This is a genomic window from Sphingomonas sp. Leaf20, from assembly GCF_001421535.1.
Classification (GTDB): domain Bacteria; phylum Pseudomonadota; class Alphaproteobacteria; order Sphingomonadales; family Sphingomonadaceae; genus Sphingomonas.
In genome coordinates, this window is the sequence record NZ_LMKN01000001.1 from 578,729 (window position 1) to 596,352 (window position 17,624).

14 protein-coding genes are annotated in these 17,624 nt (G+C 68.0%); 6 read left to right on the forward strand and 8 right to left on the reverse strand.

Translation table 11 applies throughout. The annotated features are described in order from the left end of the window. Positions 1-15: 15 nt before the first annotated feature. The gene (locus ASE72_RS02815; RefSeq protein WP_056016385.1) at positions 16-1,092 is read left to right on the forward strand and encodes an acyltransferase family protein; all 1,077 of its coding nucleotides are present in this window, start codon (positions 16-18) and stop codon (positions 1,090-1,092) included. 5 nt (positions 1,093-1,097) lie between these two features. Here the strand turns inward: ASE72_RS02815 and ASE72_RS02820 are convergent, their stop codons facing one another. From ASE72_RS02820 to ASE72_RS02840, 5 genes are all read right to left on the reverse strand, one after another. Further along, positions 1,098-1,352 carry an ATP synthase F1 subunit epsilon gene (locus ASE72_RS02820; protein WP_056018797.1) on the reverse strand — a complete coding sequence of 85 codons (255 nt, stop codon included), beginning with the start codon at positions 1,350-1,352 and terminating at the stop codon, positions 1,098-1,100. 186 nt (positions 1,353-1,538) lie between these two features. Continuing rightward, positions 1,539-3,014, reverse strand: coding sequence for a F0F1 ATP synthase subunit beta (gene atpD, locus ASE72_RS02825; RefSeq protein WP_056016388.1), 1,476 nt, complete (start codon positions 3,012-3,014; stop codon positions 1,539-1,541). 17 nt (positions 3,015-3,031) lie between these two features. After that, positions 3,032-3,925, reverse strand: coding sequence for a F0F1 ATP synthase subunit gamma (locus ASE72_RS02830; RefSeq protein ID WP_056016391.1), 894 nt, complete (start codon positions 3,923-3,925; stop codon positions 3,032-3,034). Between the two features lie 123 nt (positions 3,926-4,048). Continuing rightward, complete coding sequence (atpA, locus tag ASE72_RS02835) at positions 4,049-5,578, reverse strand: F0F1 ATP synthase subunit alpha (RefSeq protein WP_056016394.1); 1,530 nt, start codon at positions 5,576-5,578, stop codon at positions 4,049-4,051. A gap of 4 nt (positions 5,579-5,582) precedes the next feature. Then, positions 5,583-6,137, reverse strand: a complete 555-nt coding sequence (locus ASE72_RS02840; RefSeq protein WP_056016397.1) for a F0F1 ATP synthase subunit delta — start codon at positions 6,135-6,137, stop codon at positions 5,583-5,585. 332 nt (positions 6,138-6,469) lie between these two features. Between ASE72_RS02840 and ASE72_RS02845 the strand changes: the two genes are divergently transcribed. Next, a complete protein-coding gene (locus ASE72_RS02845; RefSeq protein WP_056016400.1) occupies positions 6,470-7,147 on the forward strand; it encodes a dienelactone hydrolase family protein in 678 nt (225 codons plus the stop codon). 62 nt (positions 7,148-7,209) lie between these two features. Then, entirely contained in the window at positions 7,210-8,337 is a 1,128-nt protein-coding gene (gene ada / locus ASE72_RS02850) for a bifunctional DNA-binding transcriptional regulator/O6-methylguanine-DNA methyltransferase Ada (protein ID WP_082445750.1), read from the forward strand. Positions 8,338-8,386: 49 nt separating this feature from the next. Here the strand turns inward: ada and ASE72_RS02855 are convergent, their stop codons facing one another. Continuing rightward, positions 8,387-9,934 carry a hypothetical protein gene (locus tag ASE72_RS02855; protein WP_200916152.1) on the reverse strand — a complete coding sequence of 516 codons (1,548 nt, stop codon included), beginning with the start codon at positions 9,932-9,934 and terminating at the stop codon, positions 8,387-8,389. Positions 9,935-10,047: 113 nt separating this feature from the next. Further along, positions 10,048-11,595, reverse strand: coding sequence for a S1C family serine protease (locus ASE72_RS02860; protein ID WP_056016402.1), 1,548 nt, complete (start codon positions 11,593-11,595; stop codon positions 10,048-10,050). 128 nt (positions 11,596-11,723) lie between these two features. Here ASE72_RS02860 and ASE72_RS02865 point away from each other — a divergent pair, with 128 nt between their 5' ends. The 3 genes from ASE72_RS02865 (at position 11,724) to ASE72_RS02875 (ending at position 16,030) form a co-directional block, all read left to right on the forward strand. Continuing rightward, entirely contained in the window at positions 11,724-13,247 is a 1,524-nt protein-coding gene (locus ASE72_RS02865) for a CpaF family protein (RefSeq protein ID WP_056016405.1), read from the forward strand. Between the two features lie 87 nt (positions 13,248-13,334). Then, complete coding sequence (locus tag ASE72_RS02870; protein ID WP_056016408.1) at positions 13,335-14,561, forward strand: hypothetical protein; 1,227 nt, start codon at positions 13,335-13,337, stop codon at positions 14,559-14,561. Then, complete coding sequence (locus tag ASE72_RS02875; RefSeq protein ID WP_056016411.1) at positions 14,561-16,030, forward strand: hypothetical protein; 1,470 nt, start codon at positions 14,561-14,563, stop codon at positions 16,028-16,030. Before ASE72_RS02870 ends, ASE72_RS02875 begins: the two co-directional genes overlap by 1 nt. A 7-nt stretch (positions 16,031-16,037) precedes the next feature. On the opposite strand, the gene ASE72_RS02880 is transcribed toward ASE72_RS02875, so the two are convergent. After that, a complete protein-coding gene (locus ASE72_RS02880) occupies positions 16,038-17,618 on the reverse strand; it encodes an amidase (RefSeq protein ID WP_056016413.1) in 1,581 nt (526 codons plus the stop codon). Positions 17,619-17,624 lie beyond the last annotated feature (6 nt).

Below are 17,624 nucleotides of genomic sequence, written 5' to 3' on the forward strand. Positions count from 1 at the left end.
GCTAATGTCCCCGGCATGTCGTCCAGCCGTATCGCTCCGATCCAGTGGCTCCGCGCGCTCGCCGCGACGCTCGTCCTGCTGATGCACGCGTCGGACATGATCGAGGCCGGGCCCGTGCCGATGACGGGCGCGTTCGTTCCCGCGGTCCCCAACCTTGCCGCATTCGGCGCGAGCGGGGTTGACCTGTTCTTCGTCATCAGCGGTTTCGTCATGGCGCACTGGCTGGCGACGGCGGATCACGATCCGATGCGGTTCCTGGCGAAGCGATGGCTGCGCATCGTCCCGTTGTTCGCCTGCGTCAGCGTGATCTACATGACGATCATGCACGATCCGCTGACGCTGCCGTCGGCGGTCATGTCCTTCACCGTGTTCCCCGTGCTCGACGGCGGCAGCTATCATCTGCCCGCGCTCTATCCCGGGTGGACGCTCGCGTTCGAGTTCGCCTTCTACGCGGTCGTCGCCGTCGCGATGCGCGCGCGTCGGCACCGCGTCGAGCACCTGTTCGCAATGACCGTCGCCGTCGCGCTTGCGGGAAGCGTCATCCATCCCGGCTGGGCGCCGCTGCGCGTATTGCTCAACCCGCTGCTGCTCGAATTCGCGCTGGGCGTGGCGGTCTGGATGGCGTGGCGCCGCGGGATCAGTGCGCGGATCGCCGCCCCCGCGCTGGTGACCGGCGTCGCGTTGCTCGCGATCGGGATCGCGTTCGGACTGGGGGTCACGCTGCCGCTGCAGGTCAACCTCGCGGTGGCGGGCGAGACGGGGTTCGCGCGGACATGGACCTGGGGGGTTCCGTGGGCGCTGGTGGTGGTGGGTGTGATCGACGCCACCGCGCGCGGGCCGTTCGAGCGGATGGTCGCGCGTATCGGCGACGCGTCCTATTCGACCTACCTCACGCACCCGTGCCTGATCGCGATCCTGTGGAAGCTCGGACAGGATGTTCCGCCCGTCTCGCCCTACCCGTTTGCCGCTGCATTCATCGCCGCGTCGACGATGCTGGGGCTGATCGTCCATCGCTGGATCGAGCGCCCGATGCTGGCCCGGCTGACGCGCGGACGGCCAATGCCGGCCAGCCAGGGCGCGGCATTCGCCTGATCGGCTTATTCGCTGGCGTGCTCGGCGAGGACGGTCAGGCCCTTGGCGTTGACCTCGGCGAACCCGCCTTGGATCGCGATCGTCTCGGGCGTGCCGTTTTCGGTGCGGTACACCTGAAGGCCACCGTCGCGGACCGTCGACATGAACGGCGCATGGCCTTCCAGAACGCCGAAATCGCCTTCGGTGCCGGGGACGACGACCATGTAGACCTCCTCCGACCGGACGAGCTTTTCTGGCGTGACGAGTTCGAAATGCAGCATCTTGTTCGCCTTCTCCCTCTCCCCATCGGGGAGTTTGGGGTCGGCCATGCCCCCAGCATGGCCTGAAAATTACGGGGTAATTTTCACCCCAAACTGGTTGGGGTGAGGGGCAGTACCGGGCGGGGGCGCTCGTGGCGGCCCCTCACCCCAACCCTCTCCCCCGAGGGGAGAGGGAGCAGAAGAAGCTTACGCCTCCGCGGCCATCTTTTCGGCCTTGGCGACGGCTTCGTCGATGCCGCCGACCATGTAGAACGCGCTCTCGGGCAGGTGATCATACTCACCCTCGACGACCGCCTTGAACGAGCGGACCGTATCCTCGAGCTGGACGAACTTGCCGCTGATGCCAGTGAAGACCTCGGCGACGTGGAACGGCTGGCTCAGGAACTTCTGGATCTTGCGCGCACGCTGCACGGTGAGCTTATCCTCCTCGGACAGCTCGTCCATGCCGAGAATCGCGATGATGTCCTGCAGCGACTTGTACTTCTGCAGCGTCGACTGGACCGCACGCGCGGTGTCGTAATGCTCCTGGCCGACGACGCGGGGCTCGAGCAGACGCGACGTCGAATCGAGCGGATCGACCGCCGGGTAGATGCCCAGCTCCGAGATCGCACGGTTGAGGTTGGTCGTCGCATCGAGATGCGCGAACGACGTCGCCGGCGCCGGATCGGTAAGATCGTCCGCGGGAACGTACACGGCCTGCACCGAGGTGATCGAGCCCTTGTTCGTGGACGTGATGCGCTCCTGCAGCGCGCCCATGTCGGTCGACAGCGTCGGCTGATAGCCCACCGCCGACGGAATTCGGCCGAGCAGTGCCGAAACCTCTGCGCCCGCCTGCGTGAAGCGGAAGATGTTGTCGACGAAGAACAGCACGTCCTGGCCTTCGACGTCGCGGAAATACTCGGCGATCGTCAGGCCCGACAGCGCAACGCGGGCACGCGCGCCTGGCGGCTCGTTCATCTGGCCGAATACAAGCGCGACCTTCGAGCCTTCCGACTGCGGATTGCCGTCGGCATCCTTGGCGATGACGCCCGCGTCGAGGAACTCGTGGTACAGATCGTTACCCTCGCGGGTACGCTCGCCGACGCCGGCGAACACCGAGGTGCCGCCATGCCCCTTGGCGATGTTGTTGATCAGTTCCTGGATCAGCACGGTCTTGCCGACGCCGGCGCCGCCGAACAGGCCGATCTTGCCGCCCTTTGCATAGGGTGCGAGCAGATCGATGACCTTGATGCCGGTGACGAGGATCGCGCTCTCGGTCGACTGGTCGACGAACAACGGCGCCGATGCGTGGATCGGTGCGGTGGTCTCGGCGCCGACGGGGCCGCGCTCGTCGATCGGCTCGCCGATGACGTTGAGGATGCGGCCGAGCGTCTTCGGGCCGACGGGCACGCGGATCTGCGAACCGGTGTCGGTGACGGTCTGGCCGCGGGTCAGACCCTCGGTGGCGTCCATCGCGATCGTGCGAACGGTGTTCTCGCCGAGATGCTGCGCGACCTCGAGCACGAGCCGGTTGCCGTTATTGTCGGTTTCGAGCGCCGACAGAATGGCGGGCAAATTGTCGGGGAAATGCACGTCGACGACCGCGCCGATCACCTGCGAGATGCGACCCGTGTTGTTGGTTGCTGCCTTGGGGGCGGCGATGGTCTCTGGGGCGGTTGCCATTGTCTGCTTCCTTGGGCTTACTTGAGCGCTTCGGCGCCCGAGATGATTTCGACCAGCTCGGTCGTGATCGCGGCTTGGCGTGTACGGTTATACTGGATCGACAGACGCGTGATCATGTCGCCCGCATTGCGCGTGGCGTTGTCCATCGCGTTCATGCGCGACCCCTGCTCCGACGCCGCATTTTCGAGCAGCGCGCGGAAGATCTGGATCGCGACGTTGCGCGGCAGCAAGTCGGCGAGGATCGCTTCCTCGTCAGGCTCATACTCGACCACGGCCTCGGCTGGCGCGTTGGGCTTCGGGTCTGCACCGGGGATCGTCGAAAGCGGGATCGGGATGATCTGGATCCCGGTCGGCAGCTGGACCAGCGCGGACACGAACTTCGCGTAGAACAGATGCGCGACGTCGAACTGCCCCTCGCCGAAGCGCTTGATCAGGTCTTCCGAGATCGCCTGTGCATCGCTGAACGCGAGCTTCTTGATTCCGCCCATCTCGTGATCGGCAACGATGTCGTTCGGGAAGAAGCGCTTGATCACGCGCCCCTTCTTGCCGGCGACATAGAATTTCACGGTTTTGCCGGCCGCGATCAGCTCGTCGGCCTTGCGGCGCGCCGCACGGACGATGTTGGTGTTGAACGCACCCGCCAGACCACGCTCCGACGTCGCGATGACGATCAGGTGGACCTGGTCCTTCCCGGTCCCGGCCAGCAGCGGCGACGCGCCCGGCGCGATGCCGACTCGCCCCGCAAGGCTCGCCATCACCGCTTCGAGCCGCTCGGCATAGGGCCGGCCGGCGACCGCCGCGTCCTGCGCCCGGCGTAGTTTCGCAGCGGCGACCATCTTCATCGCCTTGGTGATCTTCTGCGTCGACTTCACCGAGCCGATGCGGATCTTGAGGGCCTTAAGTGATGCCATCTTCTCTTCCTGCTCCCTCGCCCCTCCGGGGAGAGGGTTGGGGTGAGGGGCTGCCACGGGAGCGGCACCTCGCGGTACTGCCCCTCACCCCGACCCTCTCCCCGCAGGGGAGAGGGAGTTTACTTATGCAAACGTCTTGGCGAACGCCTCGAGCGCCGCCTTCAGCTTGTCCTTCGCCTCGTTACCCAGATCGCGGGTATCGCGGATCAGCTTCAGCACATCGGCATGGTTCGCGCGCATGTCGGCCAGCAGCGCCTGCTCGTAGCGGGTCACGTCGGCGACGGGCACCTTGTCGAGATAGCCGCTCGTGCCAGCGAAGATCGACACAGTCTGCTCCTCGAACGGCAGCGGCGAGAACTGCGCCTGCTTGAGCAGCTCGGTCAGACGCGCACCGCGGTTGAGCAGCTTCTGCGTCGACGCATCGAGATCCGACCCGAACTGCGCGAACGCCGCCATCTCGCGATACTGCGCGAGCTCGAGCTTGATCGAGCCCGACACCTTCTTCATCGCCTTGGTCTGTGCGGCCGAGCCGACGCGGCTGACCGAGAGACCGACGTTGATCGCCGGGCGCACGCCCGAGAAGAACAGGTCGGTTTCGAGGAAGATCTGGCCGTCGGTGATCGAGATCACGTTGGTCGGGATGTACGCCGAAACGTCGCCCGCCTGCGTCTCGATGATCGGCAGCGCGGTCAGCGAGCCGCCGCCGTTCGCGTCCGACATCTTGGCCGCACGCTCGAGCAGACGGCTGTGGAGATAGAACACGTCGCCGGGATACGCTTCACGGCCCGGCGGACGACGCAGCAGCAGCGACATCTGACGGTAAGCGACCGCCTGCTTCGACAGATCGTCGTAGCAGATCAGCGCGTGCATGCCGCGGTCGCGGAAATACTCGCCCATCGCGACGCCGGTGTAGGGCGCGAGATACTGGAGCGGTGCGGGGTCCGACGCGGTCGCGGCGACGACGATGGAATATTCCATCGCGCCATTCTCTTCGAGCGTCTTGACGAGCTGCGCCACGGTCGAGCGCTTCTGGCCGATCGCGACATAGACGCAATACAGCTTCTTCGACTCGTCGTCGCCGGCGTTGGCGATCTTCTGGTTGATGAACGCGTCGATCGCGACGGCCGACTTGCCGGTCTGGCGATCGCCGATGATCAGCTCGCGCTGGCCGCGGCCGACGGGGACGAGCGCGTCGATCGCCTTGAGACCGGTCTGGACCGGCTCGCTGACCGACTGGCGCGGGATGATGCCCGGCGCCTTGACCTCGACGCGGCTGCGCTCGGTCGTGTGGATCGGGCCCTTGCCGTCGATCGGGTTGCCGAGACCATCGACCACGCGGCCGAGCAGCTCCTTGCCGATCGGCACGTCGACGATCGTGCCGGTGCGCTTGACGATGTCGCCTTCCTTGATCTCCGAGTCCGACCCGAAGATCACGACGCCGACATTATCGGCCTCGAGGTTGAGCGCCATTCCCTGCACGCCGTTCGAGAATTCGACCATCTCGCCGGCCTGGACGTTGTCGAGGCCGAAGATGCGCGCGATGCCGTCACCGACGCTCAGCACCTGGCCGGTCTCGCTGACCTGGGCCTCGGTACCGAAATTGGCGATCTGATCCTTGATGATCTTCGAGATTTCTGCGGCGCGGATATCCATTAGCTTAGCCCTTCATCGCGTGCGCGAGAGTGTTGAGACGCGTCTTGATCGACGAATCGATCATCTGGCTGCCGACGCGGACGACGAGTCCACCCAGCAACGATGGGTCGACGCTGAGGTCGACGGAAACTTCACGGCCGACGCGCTGGCGGAGCTGATGCTTCAGCTCGATCACCTGTTCGTCGGTCAGCGGGTGCGCGGAGGTCACCTCGGCCGCGATCTCGCCGCGATGCTGCGCAGCAAGCGCGCGGAACGCCTTGATGATCTTGGGCAGCGCGCCCAGCCGGTGGTTCTCGGCGAGCACGCCGAGGAAGCTCTTGGTGGTCGCATCGACGCCGAGTTCGTCGGCGACCGCGGAGACCGCCTTCACCGCTGCGCCGCGCGACACCATCGGGCTGATCGTCAGAGTACGGAAGTCCTCCGACTGCGCCAGTGCGTCACGCACGTTCGCCAGGCTCGACTCGACTGCGTCGATCGTCTTCGCGTCACGTGCGAGTTCGAACAGGGCCAGCGCATAACGCCCGCCTAAGCTCGCCTGAATACCGCCGGATGTCTCCACGGACCTGTCAATCCTCGCCTGAAACCGAAAATGTTGCTGTCCCATGGGGGAAGAGGGCGCGAAAGCACCTCTCATGGGACGCGGCGCGGGTAGCATCGGGTTCACGGATTGGCAACCCGGCGGGAGGGTTGCCGCGGTCGGTTTGTGACTGTTTTGTCATTGATACATGGCTGGACGGCCCCACCTCACTCTTCCCGTCATCCCCGCGCAGGCGGGGATCCATAGCCTCCGGACCCGGCGCGTTCATCGCACGGGCTGCCACTATGGGTTCCCGCCTCCGCGGGAATGACGGTATTGAGCGGGCGTTAGGACCAACCGACGAGGAGTCGAGAATGACCGGCACGATGGAAACGATGACCATGTCCGACGGCGCGACCATCGCGGTCTATCACGCGCAGCCGGCAGGCGAACGCCGCGGCGGGCTGGTCCTCGTGCAGGAAATCTTCGGCGTCACCGATCATATCCGCGACCTGTGCGACGAATATGCCGCCGATGGCTATGAGGTGCTCGCGCCCGCGCTGTTCGACCGCGAGCATCCGGGGTTCGAGGCGGACTATTCGGGTGACGGCCTTGCGAGCGGCATCGAGCTTGCCCGGCAGCTTCATCCCTTCGACCTGTCGCTGAAGGACGTCCAGACATGCATCGACTCGCTTGCCCCCGCCGGGCCGGTGTTCGTCGTCGGCTATTGCTATGGCGGGTCGGTCGCGTGGTTCGCCGCGACGCGGCTTACCGGCGTCGCCGCCGCGAGCGGCTATTATGGGAGCATGATCCCCGCCGCAGCCGACGAGGAGCCCAAGGTGCCCGTCATCCTTCATTTCGGCCGCCACGACCACGGCATCCCGATGGAGGGCGTCGAGCAGGTCATTGCCAAGGACTGGCCGAACGCGACGGTCTACGTCTACGAGGCCGGCCATGGCTTCAACTCGGATCGCCGCAAGGATTACCACGAACCCAGCGCGGATCTCGCCAGGCAGCGCACGCTCGACCTGTTCCGCGCGCATGGCGGCTGATCGGCGACTTTGACAGCAAGCATTGGGATGGGGCGCAGCTCTGGATCGGCTATCATCCGGCCATGACCCACCCCCCTGCCCCCGATCCCGCGGCCAGTACCGGCCCCGGCCCCGGTCCCGCCCCCCGTCCGATCGCCACCGGCATCGACGCGGACGCCGCCTGGGCCGCGTTCGAGGCGCGCGATCGATCCGCCGATGGCCGCTTCGTCGTCGCGGTCGCCACGACGGGCATCTATTGCAAGCCGAGCTGCCCGGCGCGCCATCCCAACCGCATTAATGTCAGCTTCTACCCGGACACGGAAACCGCGCGCGCCGCGGGGTTCCGCGCGTGCCTGCGTTGCACCCCCGATTCGCTTGGCCGCGACCGGATCGCGGTGGCGCAGGCGATTGCCGCGATCGAGGCGTGCGGCGAGACGATCCCGCTCGATGCGCTTGCCCGGACGGTCGGTTATGCGCCGCATCATTTCCACCGGCTCTTCCGCCGCGCGACCGGCGTCACCCCGGCGGCCTATGCCCGCGGCCTGCGCAGCGCCCGCGCCGCCGACGCGCTGAGCCGCGAGACGCGCGTCACCGATGCAATCTACGATGCGGGCTATGCGGCCCCTAGCCGGTTCTATGCCGATGCGGGCGCACGACTCGGCATGCCGCCCAGCGCCTGGATCCGCGGCGGCCACGGGGTGACGATCCGCTGGACAATCGCTCCGACCAGCCTCGGCCCGCTGCTGATCGCTGCGACCGAGACGGGGTTGTGCCGCGTTGCGTTCGACGAGGATACGGACGCGCTCGCGACGCGTTTCCCGAACGCGACGATCCTGCCCGGCGATACCGCGCTCGCCACGCTTGCCGCACGCGTCGTCGCCAGCGTCGAATCACCCGACCGCCACCACGACCTTCCGCTCGACGTTCGCGGCACCGCGTTTCAGGAGGCGGTCTGGCAGGCGCTCGCGCGTATCCCCGCGGGTGAAACCCGCACCTACACGCAGCTTGCAGCGATCGCCGGCAACCCGGCCGCGGTCCGCGCGGCGGGCAGTGCGTGCGGCGCCAACCCCGTCGCGATCCTCATCCCCTGCCACCGGGCGCAGCGTAGCGACGGCACGCTTGGCGGCTATGCCTATGGACTCGACCGCAAACGCGCGCTGCTGGCGAAGGAGACCGGTGCCGACGCTCGCTCCCCGACAGCGTCATCCTGACGTCGGTCGAGACCCCGCGCGTGTCGAACCGCCCCCGCCCGGTCTCCGGCTAATCGCCCGTCGGCGCTCCCGTCGCGGGTGGCGCCGCGGCGGCGGTCTCGCCCTGTGCCTTGGTCAGCGCGAGCATCGCCGCCGGCCCCGTGACGCCGCTGTCGAGGATCGCGATCAGCCGCGCGGCAGGATTGTCCGCAGACTGGTGCGGGTCGAACGCCAGCGGACGCAACGCGCGCTTCGCGACGTCGGAACGCCCGTCGAGGATCGCCTGCGCCGCCACCGTGAACCGCAGCGATGGATCCTGCGGCACGAGCTCGAGCGCACGGCCGATCCCCGCGATCGCGGCGTCGCTGGGCTTTTCCCCCGCCATGGCGAAGCTGTCGTAATAGAGCGATAGCGCCTCGGCATCGTCCGGCGACTGGCGGTTGGCCTTGACGATCCAGCGCCGTGCCGCGCTCCACGTCTTGGCGTCGGTCGACTTCGCGATCGCGGCGCGGCGCAGCAACACCTGCGCCTTGTACAGCATCGCCTGGCGCGACGCCGGATCCGCGGCAAACGCGCGGTCCGCCGCAGCCTCCGCCGCATCGTCATACCCGGCATCATAGGCCATCTCCGCCAGCCAGCCCTGCGCAAGCGCATCGTCGGGATAGGCGGCCGCGATCTTGGCGGCACGCGCGAAGATCGGCGCTGCGGTGGCACGATCGACGCCACGCTCGGATCGCATCCGCAGCTCGACCATCGCCTCGGCACCCGGCGACAGCATGGTCGCGACGACCGGCGCGACGGGCAGCTTGTCATAGGGGATGCGCAGGCCCGGGATCCGCGGCTGACGCAGATAGGTATCCAGCGCCTTGTCGAGCGCGCGGAGGTCGCCGAACGCCGCGGTTGCCGCGGCGATGCTCGGCGTTCCGGCGTTGAGCGCCACCAGATACTGCGACAGCTGTTTTCCGCGGACTGGGTCGAACATCAGATAGTGCGTGAGCAGCCATCCCCGCGCGTACATCACGTCGCGCTGATCCACGGTCAGCTGTTGCCCGGTCGCGAACAACGTCGCCGCCGGAAGCGGCTTCGCGGACAGCAGTCCGTATGCGCGGTGCTGTGCCGCACCGCCGAGCTGGACAAACGCCCTTTCGAACGCGGTGGTCGAGACAAACTCGGCATAGCCTTCGGAGAACCACGCGGGATAGGCGGCGGCGTAATTGCCCAGCAGGAAATGATGCGCATATTCGTGGAACAGCACGATCTGCGGCATCCCGCCGACGTCGCCGATGCGCGGCGTGAAGGCGACCGATCCACTCGCGCGCGGCAGATAGAAGCCCGCGATATTGCGGTTGCCCGACAATTTGCGGACCGCGGCGATGTCGTTCGCGACATAGAGGGTGACGCGGTTCGCCCCCTTCGCGCCGGTCCCCGCGTCGGTATGATGCAGAAAGCGCATCGCCCCGTCGAACTGCTCGAGCCGGGTCGCCATCTTCTCCAGCGCGGCGGGCGGCATCTCGGCATAGATCTCGAAATGGTCGGACGTTGCGCGCGCCCATTTCGCCGATGCCGGCGCGCCCAACCCCGCGACCAGCATGACGCCGAACGCCACGCCGTTCCGCATTCCGGCCCACGCTCCGCATGGCACCCCGTATCGCCGCATCATCATTCCCCCTCGAAGGGGCTATCCTGCCATGCGGGGCGACGCTTGCCGAGCCTCGAAACGCTGGTTCTGGATCAATCCGCGAGCGCGCAGCTGTAGACGAGCTTTTCGTTCGGCAAAGGCGGCAACGTGGCGCGCACCGCGGACTGCTGGCCGACCAGCCGCGTGATCGCCGCCGGATCGGTCGTGCACTGCCCCGGCGTTTCGCCCCGTGCCGCCCGCGCCGCCGCCATCCCCGATCCCGACATCAGATAGCGCGTGTTGGCATAGGTGCGCGTCAGCGGGTCGAACGACAGCAGCGACACCGTCTGCTCGGTCTCGGGCACCAGCACGCGCTCCCACCGGCCATTGCCCGCGACATATTGCGTCTTGCCGTTCACGCAGCCCCCCGCCCCCCAGAGGATCGGCACGTCGTCGCTCGACGAGATCGTGATCCGGCTCCGCTCGGGAATCAGCCTGCACATCAGCGTGCCGAGCGCCTTGTCCTCGACCACCGGGACGGACCGTCCAGCGGTCGAGGCCGCCCGCCCGGCCGGGGCTGCGGGCAGATCGACCGCCCCCGATGGCCTCAGCACGAACACGACGACCGCCGCGACCACCGCGACGCCGCCACCCGCCACCGTCCAGATCGCCGCCTGCCGCCGGCCACGCGATTCGAGCAGTCCCGCAGTGCCGATCCCCAGCGCCCCCGCGACGAGCAGCAGGCCTGCGATCGCCATGACGTTCTCGCGCATGTGCTCGGCTTCGATCCGCGCCTGTTCAAGCGCCCGCTCGCGCGACAGCGCAGCCTGCGAAGCCGCATCGCGCCGCGCCGCCGCCGCATCGGTCGCCGCACGGACCTCGGCATCGCTGTCCTGCCGCAGACGGTCCTCGATCGACGTGCACGCGGTGCCGACCGCGGCATAGGGTTGCTTCGCCTCGCGCAGGAACGCGGCGAGCTCGGTATCCGCGATCGCGAACCCGAACGTCGAATCGCCCTCCTCGCCGCGTGTGATCGCCGAATTGACGCCGATCACGCGGCCGCACCGGTCGAGCAGCGGCCCGCCCGAATTGCCTCGCGCGATGCTCGCGGTATGCAACAGCACCTCGATGTCGCCGAGCGTGCGTCGCCCGGAGAACACGCCCTCCGACCGGACCGGGCTGGTCGGGCGGATATAGTCCGCGGCCGATCGCGCGGTCGCGAGGTCGACATTGCCGGGAAATCCCAGCGATACCACCGCCCCGCCCTCGTCGATCGGTCCGGTGTACAGCGCGCTCGGTGGCAGCCGGGCACCGGTGAACTCGATCAAGGCGAGGTCGCGCTGCGCGTCATAGGCAATGACCTTGCCCTGATAGGATTTGTCGCCCTCGGTCGGCACCACGCCCACCACGACGTTGTCGGGGTATCGCTCGGCAAGGTCGACGACATGTGCGTTGGTGACGATCCGGTTGGGTGCGACGGCAAAGCCGCTGCCATGCCCGAACCCCACCACCTGATCGTCGACGACGGCGATCGTCACGACGCGCACGACGCCGCGTCCCGCCGCGGCGATATCGTCGGCTCTGGCGGGGGCGGCGGGTAGGCCGATGGCGGCCAGCGCCATCAGGGGGATGACGAGCAGGGTGGACAGGCGTCTCAGCATGCCCCCTCCTTATCCGTCCCGGCGCCGTCAAAGAACCCGTTTCGGGCCGAGCGGCGGCCGCCTTGGATTGGTTAGCTAAATCTCAAGGCTTCGACCCTAGTCCGGCGTTAACGATCAAGGATTTGTGCATGAGCGCGTTCGGGCGTCGCAGTGGAATAAGTGGTGGAACGGCGGTCCGGCCGGCCTTTGGCGTCGCGCGGCCGATGCAGGGCGGTGGCCCCGCCCCCCGCGTCGAATCGGACGCCGGCAGCCAGTTTCCGCCGCTCGAGTCGCTGCCGATGCCCGGCGAGACCGAAGGCAGCGTCCCGCTTGCGCAGGTCGACGCGATGCAGCGGCTTGCCGACCGCCAGGCGGCGTCGGGCGATGCTGGCGCGAGCAAGGTCGAGGGGTTCGAACAGTCGATCCACAAGATCAAGGAACAGGTGCTTCCGCGCCTGCTCGAACGCGTCGATCCCGAGGCTGCCGCGACGCTCGGCAAGGACGAGCTGGCCGAGGAATTTCGCCCGATCATTGGCGAAGTGCTCGCCGAGCTGAAGCTGACGCTCAACCGCCGCGAACAGTTCGCGCTTGAAAAGGTGCTCGTCGACGAGCTGCTCGGGCTCGGGCCGCTCGAGGAATTGCTGGCGGATCCGAACATCACCGACATCATGGTGAACGGTCCGGAACAGACCTATGTCGAGCGCAAGGGCAAGCTCGAGCTCGCCCCCATCCAGTTCCGCGACGAGGAGCATCTGTTCCAGATCGCGCAGCGGATCGTCAACTCGGTCGGCCGCCGCGTCGACCAGACCACGCCGCTCGCCGACGCCCGCCTGAAGGACGGCAGCCGTGTCAACGTCATCGTGCCGCCGCTCTCCTTGCGCGGCACCGCGATCTCGATCCGTAAGTTTTCCGCCAAACCGATCACGCTCGACATGATGGCCGGGTTCGGCAGCATGAGCCCCAAGATGGCGACCGCGCTCAAGATCGCGGGCGCATCGCGGTTCAACGTCGTGATCTCGGGCGGTACGGGTTCGGGCAAGACGACGATGCTCAACGCGCTGTCGAAGATGATCGACCCGGGCGAGCGCGTGCTGACGATCGAGGATGCCGCCGAGCTTCGCCTGCAACAGCCGCACTGGCTGCCGCTCGAGACGCGCCCCGCCAATCTCGAGGGTCAGGGCGAGATCAGCATCCGCGATCTCGTGAAGAACGCACTGCGTATGCGCCCTGACCGGATCATCCTCGGCGAAATTCGCGGCTCCGAGTGTTTCGACATGCTAGCGGCGATGAACACGGGGCACGACGGGTCGATGTGTACGCTCCACGCCAACTCCCCGCGCGAGGCGCTCGCGCGTATGGAGAACATGGTGATGATGTCGGACATCAAGGTGCCCAAAGAGGCGATTTCGCGCCAGATCGCCGATTCGGTCGAGCTGATCATCCAGGTGAAGCGCCTGCGCGACGGATCTCGTAGGGTCACCAACATCACCGAGGTGATCGGCATGGAGGGCCCGGTGATCGTCACGCAGGAGCTGTTCAAGTTCGAATATCTCGACGAGAGCGCCGACGGCAAGATCCTCGGCGAATACCGCTCGATGGGCCTGCGCCCCTACACGCTCGACAAGGCCAAGCAGTTCGGCTTCGACCAGGCGTATCTCGAGGCGTGCCTCTAGTCTCGCCTCCCCCGGTGTCGCGCGGCGGACCGGAGCGGGACCGCCGCGGGTTGTAAGGCGTGGCGGACCCGCTAGGGCCAATGCCACATGCGTCTCCGTTTCCTCGCCATCGTCCCGCTGCTCGCGGCCCCGACCCTATCGGCGCACGAGCCGGCCGCGAACGCTGCGCCGGCTGGGGACACGTCGCCCGCGTCGCGCGATCAGGGTGTCGCGCGGCTGGCGCCCGACGCCGAGGCGCGCTGGGTGCCGTTCGACCTGACACCCGGCAACCAGATCCGCTTCACGATGCAGATCGACGGCCGGAGCGTCACCGCGATCCTCGATACCGGTGTGAGCTATACCCTGCTGGCGAAGACCTCGCCCGCGGTCGTCCGCGCCAAGCTGAAGGCGGGCGGCCAAGCGACCGCGATTGGTGGATCGGTCGCGCTGCAATGGATGCCCACCCGCACGACCACGCTCGGCGGACTGACGCGGGCCGGCGGCGGCGTCAGCGTCGCCGAATTGCCGGCACTCGCGACCGGCAGCGCGAGTGCGGTCGACCTGCTCGTCGGGCGCGACCTGCTCGCGGCACACGCGCTCGACATCGATTATGCGACCCACCGCTTCCGCCTGATCCCGTCGGGCCGCCTGCCCTTTGCCGGTGAGACCGCCCCGCTCGGCGTCTCGGCCGACCGCCGCGTCTATGAAAGCGCGATCCGGCTCGGCACGCGGACGCTGGCGCCGATGGTGGTCGATACCGGCGACGGATCCGCGATCACCGTCACCGCCGCAGGCTGGCGCCGCGCTGCGCCGCCCGGGCTGCGCACCACCACCGCGATCGCGTTCGGCCTCGGCGGCGCGGTCGTCAGCGGGCTCGCCATCGCCCCCGAAATCCGCGTCGGTACGCTCGTCGCGCGTGAGACCGAGGTCCGGATCGAACCCGAAAACGGCTTTTCGCAATCGATCGGCACCGCCGGCCGCATCGGCTCGGGCTTTCTCCAGCATTACCGCGTGCTGCTCGACCCGCTTGCCGGACGGATGGTGTTCAAGCGTACCACCGTCGCCGACCCGCTACCGCTTCGCTCGACCAGCGGCCTGCTGATGGGCGTCGAGAGCGACCGATTGAAGGTCCTGCACGTGATGCGCGGCGGTCCGGCCGAGGCGGACGGCTGGAAGGTCGGCGACCTGATCTGCACGATCGACGGCGTAAAGATCCCGCGCGATTATCCCACCAGTCCGATCGCGACCTGGGCGGTACGCCCCGCGGGCAGCGCGGTCACGCTTGGCGGCTGTGACGGGACGTCGCGGATCCTGACGCTGCGGAATTTCTACTGATGACGATGCCGCGTAACCGCTGGGCGACCGCGCTCGTCCTGCTGCTCGTCGCGCTGGCGATCCGCGGCTGGGATTTCGGCAATCCCGTCATCGCGGTCGACGAGCAATATTATCTGCTCGTCGGCGACCGGATGCTTCACGGCGCGGTTCCGTTCATCGACATCTGGGACCGCAAGCCGATCGGGCTGTTCCTGCTGTTCGCCGGCATGCGCCTGCTGCCGGGCGACGGCGTTCTCGCCTATCAGCTCGTCGCGACCGTCTTTGCCTGGGCGACCGCGGTCATCGTCCACCGCGGCGCGCGGACCGTCGGTGCGGATGATCGCGGTGCGCTCGCCGCCGGCACCGCCTATCTCGCCGGGCTGTCGCTGCTCAGCGGTGGCGGCGGCCAGTCGCCGGTCTTCTACAATCTGCCCATGGCGTTCGCGGCGCTGCTGACGCTGCGGCTGCCCGTGAAGGCGGCCGCCGGCGATCGGCGTGGCATCGTGGTGAGCGGCGTGGTCGCGTGCCTGCTCGCGGGAATCGCGATCCAGATGAAGTACACGCCCGCCTTCGAAGGCGCGTTCTTCGGGCTCGCGCATCTCTGGTATCTGCGCAAGGCGGGCGCCTCCGTGCCCGTGACCGGTGCCGCCACGCTGGCCTTCGCCGCGACCGGACTGGCACCAACGCTGGCCGCGCTCGGCTGGTACGCCGCGCACGGCTGGCTGGACGCGTTCTGGTTTGCGAACTTCGCCTCGATCCTGTTGCGCCCGGGCTATCCGCTGGGGCAAGTCGTCATGCGGCTGCTCGGCATCACCGCACAGCTGCTGCCGCTGCTCGCGGCGGCGGTGCTCGCCTGGCGCGATCGCCCGCGCGCGGGCATCGACGGACAGACCCGGCTGATCGCCTTTGGCTGGCTGATCGCGGCGGCGCTGGGGTTCTTTGCGATCGGCACGTTCTTCGACCATTACGGCCTGCCGCTGGTCGCGCCACTCGCGATCGCCGCCGCGCCGACGCTGTCGCGCTACGGCAGGATGCTGGCGCTCGCGCTGGTCGTGCCGTTCGGCATCCTCGCCGTCGAGCGCATCGTCGGCCATGACGACGCCCCCGGCGCGCGCGCGGTCGCCCGGCTTGTCGCGGCGAACAGCGGGGGGGAATGCCCCTATGTGTTCCGCGGCGACACCGTCACCTATGTGCTCGCCCGGGTGTGCGTGCCGACCGCCTACGCGTTTCCCAATTTGCTCAGCCTGACGACAGAACAGGGCGCGACGGGGGTCGACGAAGCCGCCGAAGTCCGCCGCATCCTCGCCACCCGGCCGCCGGTGATCGTGACCTCGAACCGCCGGCTGTCGATCTGGAACGTCGGCAGCCTGCGCGCGGTGAAGGCGGCCCTCGCGCGCGATTACCGGCTGGTCTTCACCACGCGCCGCCTGAAGGACCGCACCGCAGTCTATCTGCGCAACGACCGCCCGCTGCGCCAACCGACGCGTTAGCCCCGGCCTAGCGCACCCCGTCGAGCCCCGGCCCCGCATCCGCCGTCGCGCGGTAACGCGGCGCCACGCGCGCCTTTGCCCGCTGCTCATAGGCATAGCCCGCCCCCAGCACCGCCGCGTCGCCATATTTCGTCGCGATGAACGACAGCCCGACCGGCAGCCCGCGGACCAGCCCCATCGGCACGGTCAGGTTCGGATAGCCCGCCACCGCCGGCAACTCGCTCGCACTCGGCCCGCCATATTGGTCGCCATAGACCGGTTCGCTCAGCCAGGCGGGGCCATAGGTCGGCTCGACGAGCACGGTTGCGCCCGCGCTTTTGAGCATCGCGTCGATCCCCTCGACGCCTGCCAGCCGGAGCGACTTAGCACGCGCAGCCTTGTAGGCTGGATCGCCCAGCCCCCTGGTCTTTGCCGCCGCCTCGAACGTCTCCTGCGCGAAGAACGGCATCTCGGTCGCGGCATTGGCGGTGTTGAACGCGATCACCTGATCCAGCGTCCGCGTCCGCACCGCGGCGGGCGTGGTCGCGAGGTAGGTATCGAGATCCGCCTTCAGCTCGGTCTGCAGCACCAGCAATTCCGCTTCGCCGATCCCGTCGAGCTTGGGCTGCTTCACCTCGACCAGCACCGCCCCCGCCGCCTTCAGCACGTCTAGCGCCGCCTCGTATCTGACCGCGACGTCCGCAGTCATCTCGGGCCGGATCACGCCGATCCGCAGCCCCGACAGCGCACTCGTCGACAGCCCCGCCGCATAGTCGCGCCGATAGGCCGCTGCTCCCGCGGTCGCGGCATCCGCCGGATCGGGCGCGATCATCGCCGAGAACATCGTCGCCACGTCGCGCACGCTGCGCGCCATCGGCCCCGGCGTGTCTTGGCTATGGCTGATCGGCACGACATGAGTCCGGCTGACGAGCCCCAAAGTCGGCTTCAGCCCGACGAGCCCGTTGATCGACGACGGGCAGACGACCGAGCCGTCTGTCTCCGTCCCGATCGCCGCCGCGGCGAAACTGGCGGCGATCGCCGCGCCCGAACCGCTCGACGAGCCGCAGGCGGTGCGATCGAGCGCATAGGGATTGCGGACCAGCCCGCCGACCGCGCTCCAGCCGCTCATCGACCGGGTCGAGCGGATGTTCGCCCATTCGCTCAGGTTGGTCTTGCCGAGGATCACCGCCCCCGCCGCGCGGAGCTGCGCGACGACGGGCGCGTCGCGGCGGGTCATGTTGTCCTTCAGTGCGAGGCTGCCCGCGGTGGTCGGCATCGCATCGGCGGTCTCGACATTGTCCTTGATCAGCACGGGCACGCCGTGGAGCGGCCCGCGCACACGTCCGGCCTTGCGCTCGGCATCGAGCGCCTTCGCCTGCGCCTCCGCGTCCGGGTTGAGCGCGATCACGCTGCGCAGCGCCGGACCCTTGCGATCCATCGCCGCGATCCGCGTGCGATAGGCGCGGACGAGATCGACGCTGCTGGCCTTGCCCGCGGTCATCATCGCCTGGAGCTGGTCGATCGACTGCTCCTCGACCGTGACCGTCCTTGCATGCACGCCCGCCGGAATCGCGGTTGCGAGCAACAGCCCCATGATAATCCTGCGCATTTTCGA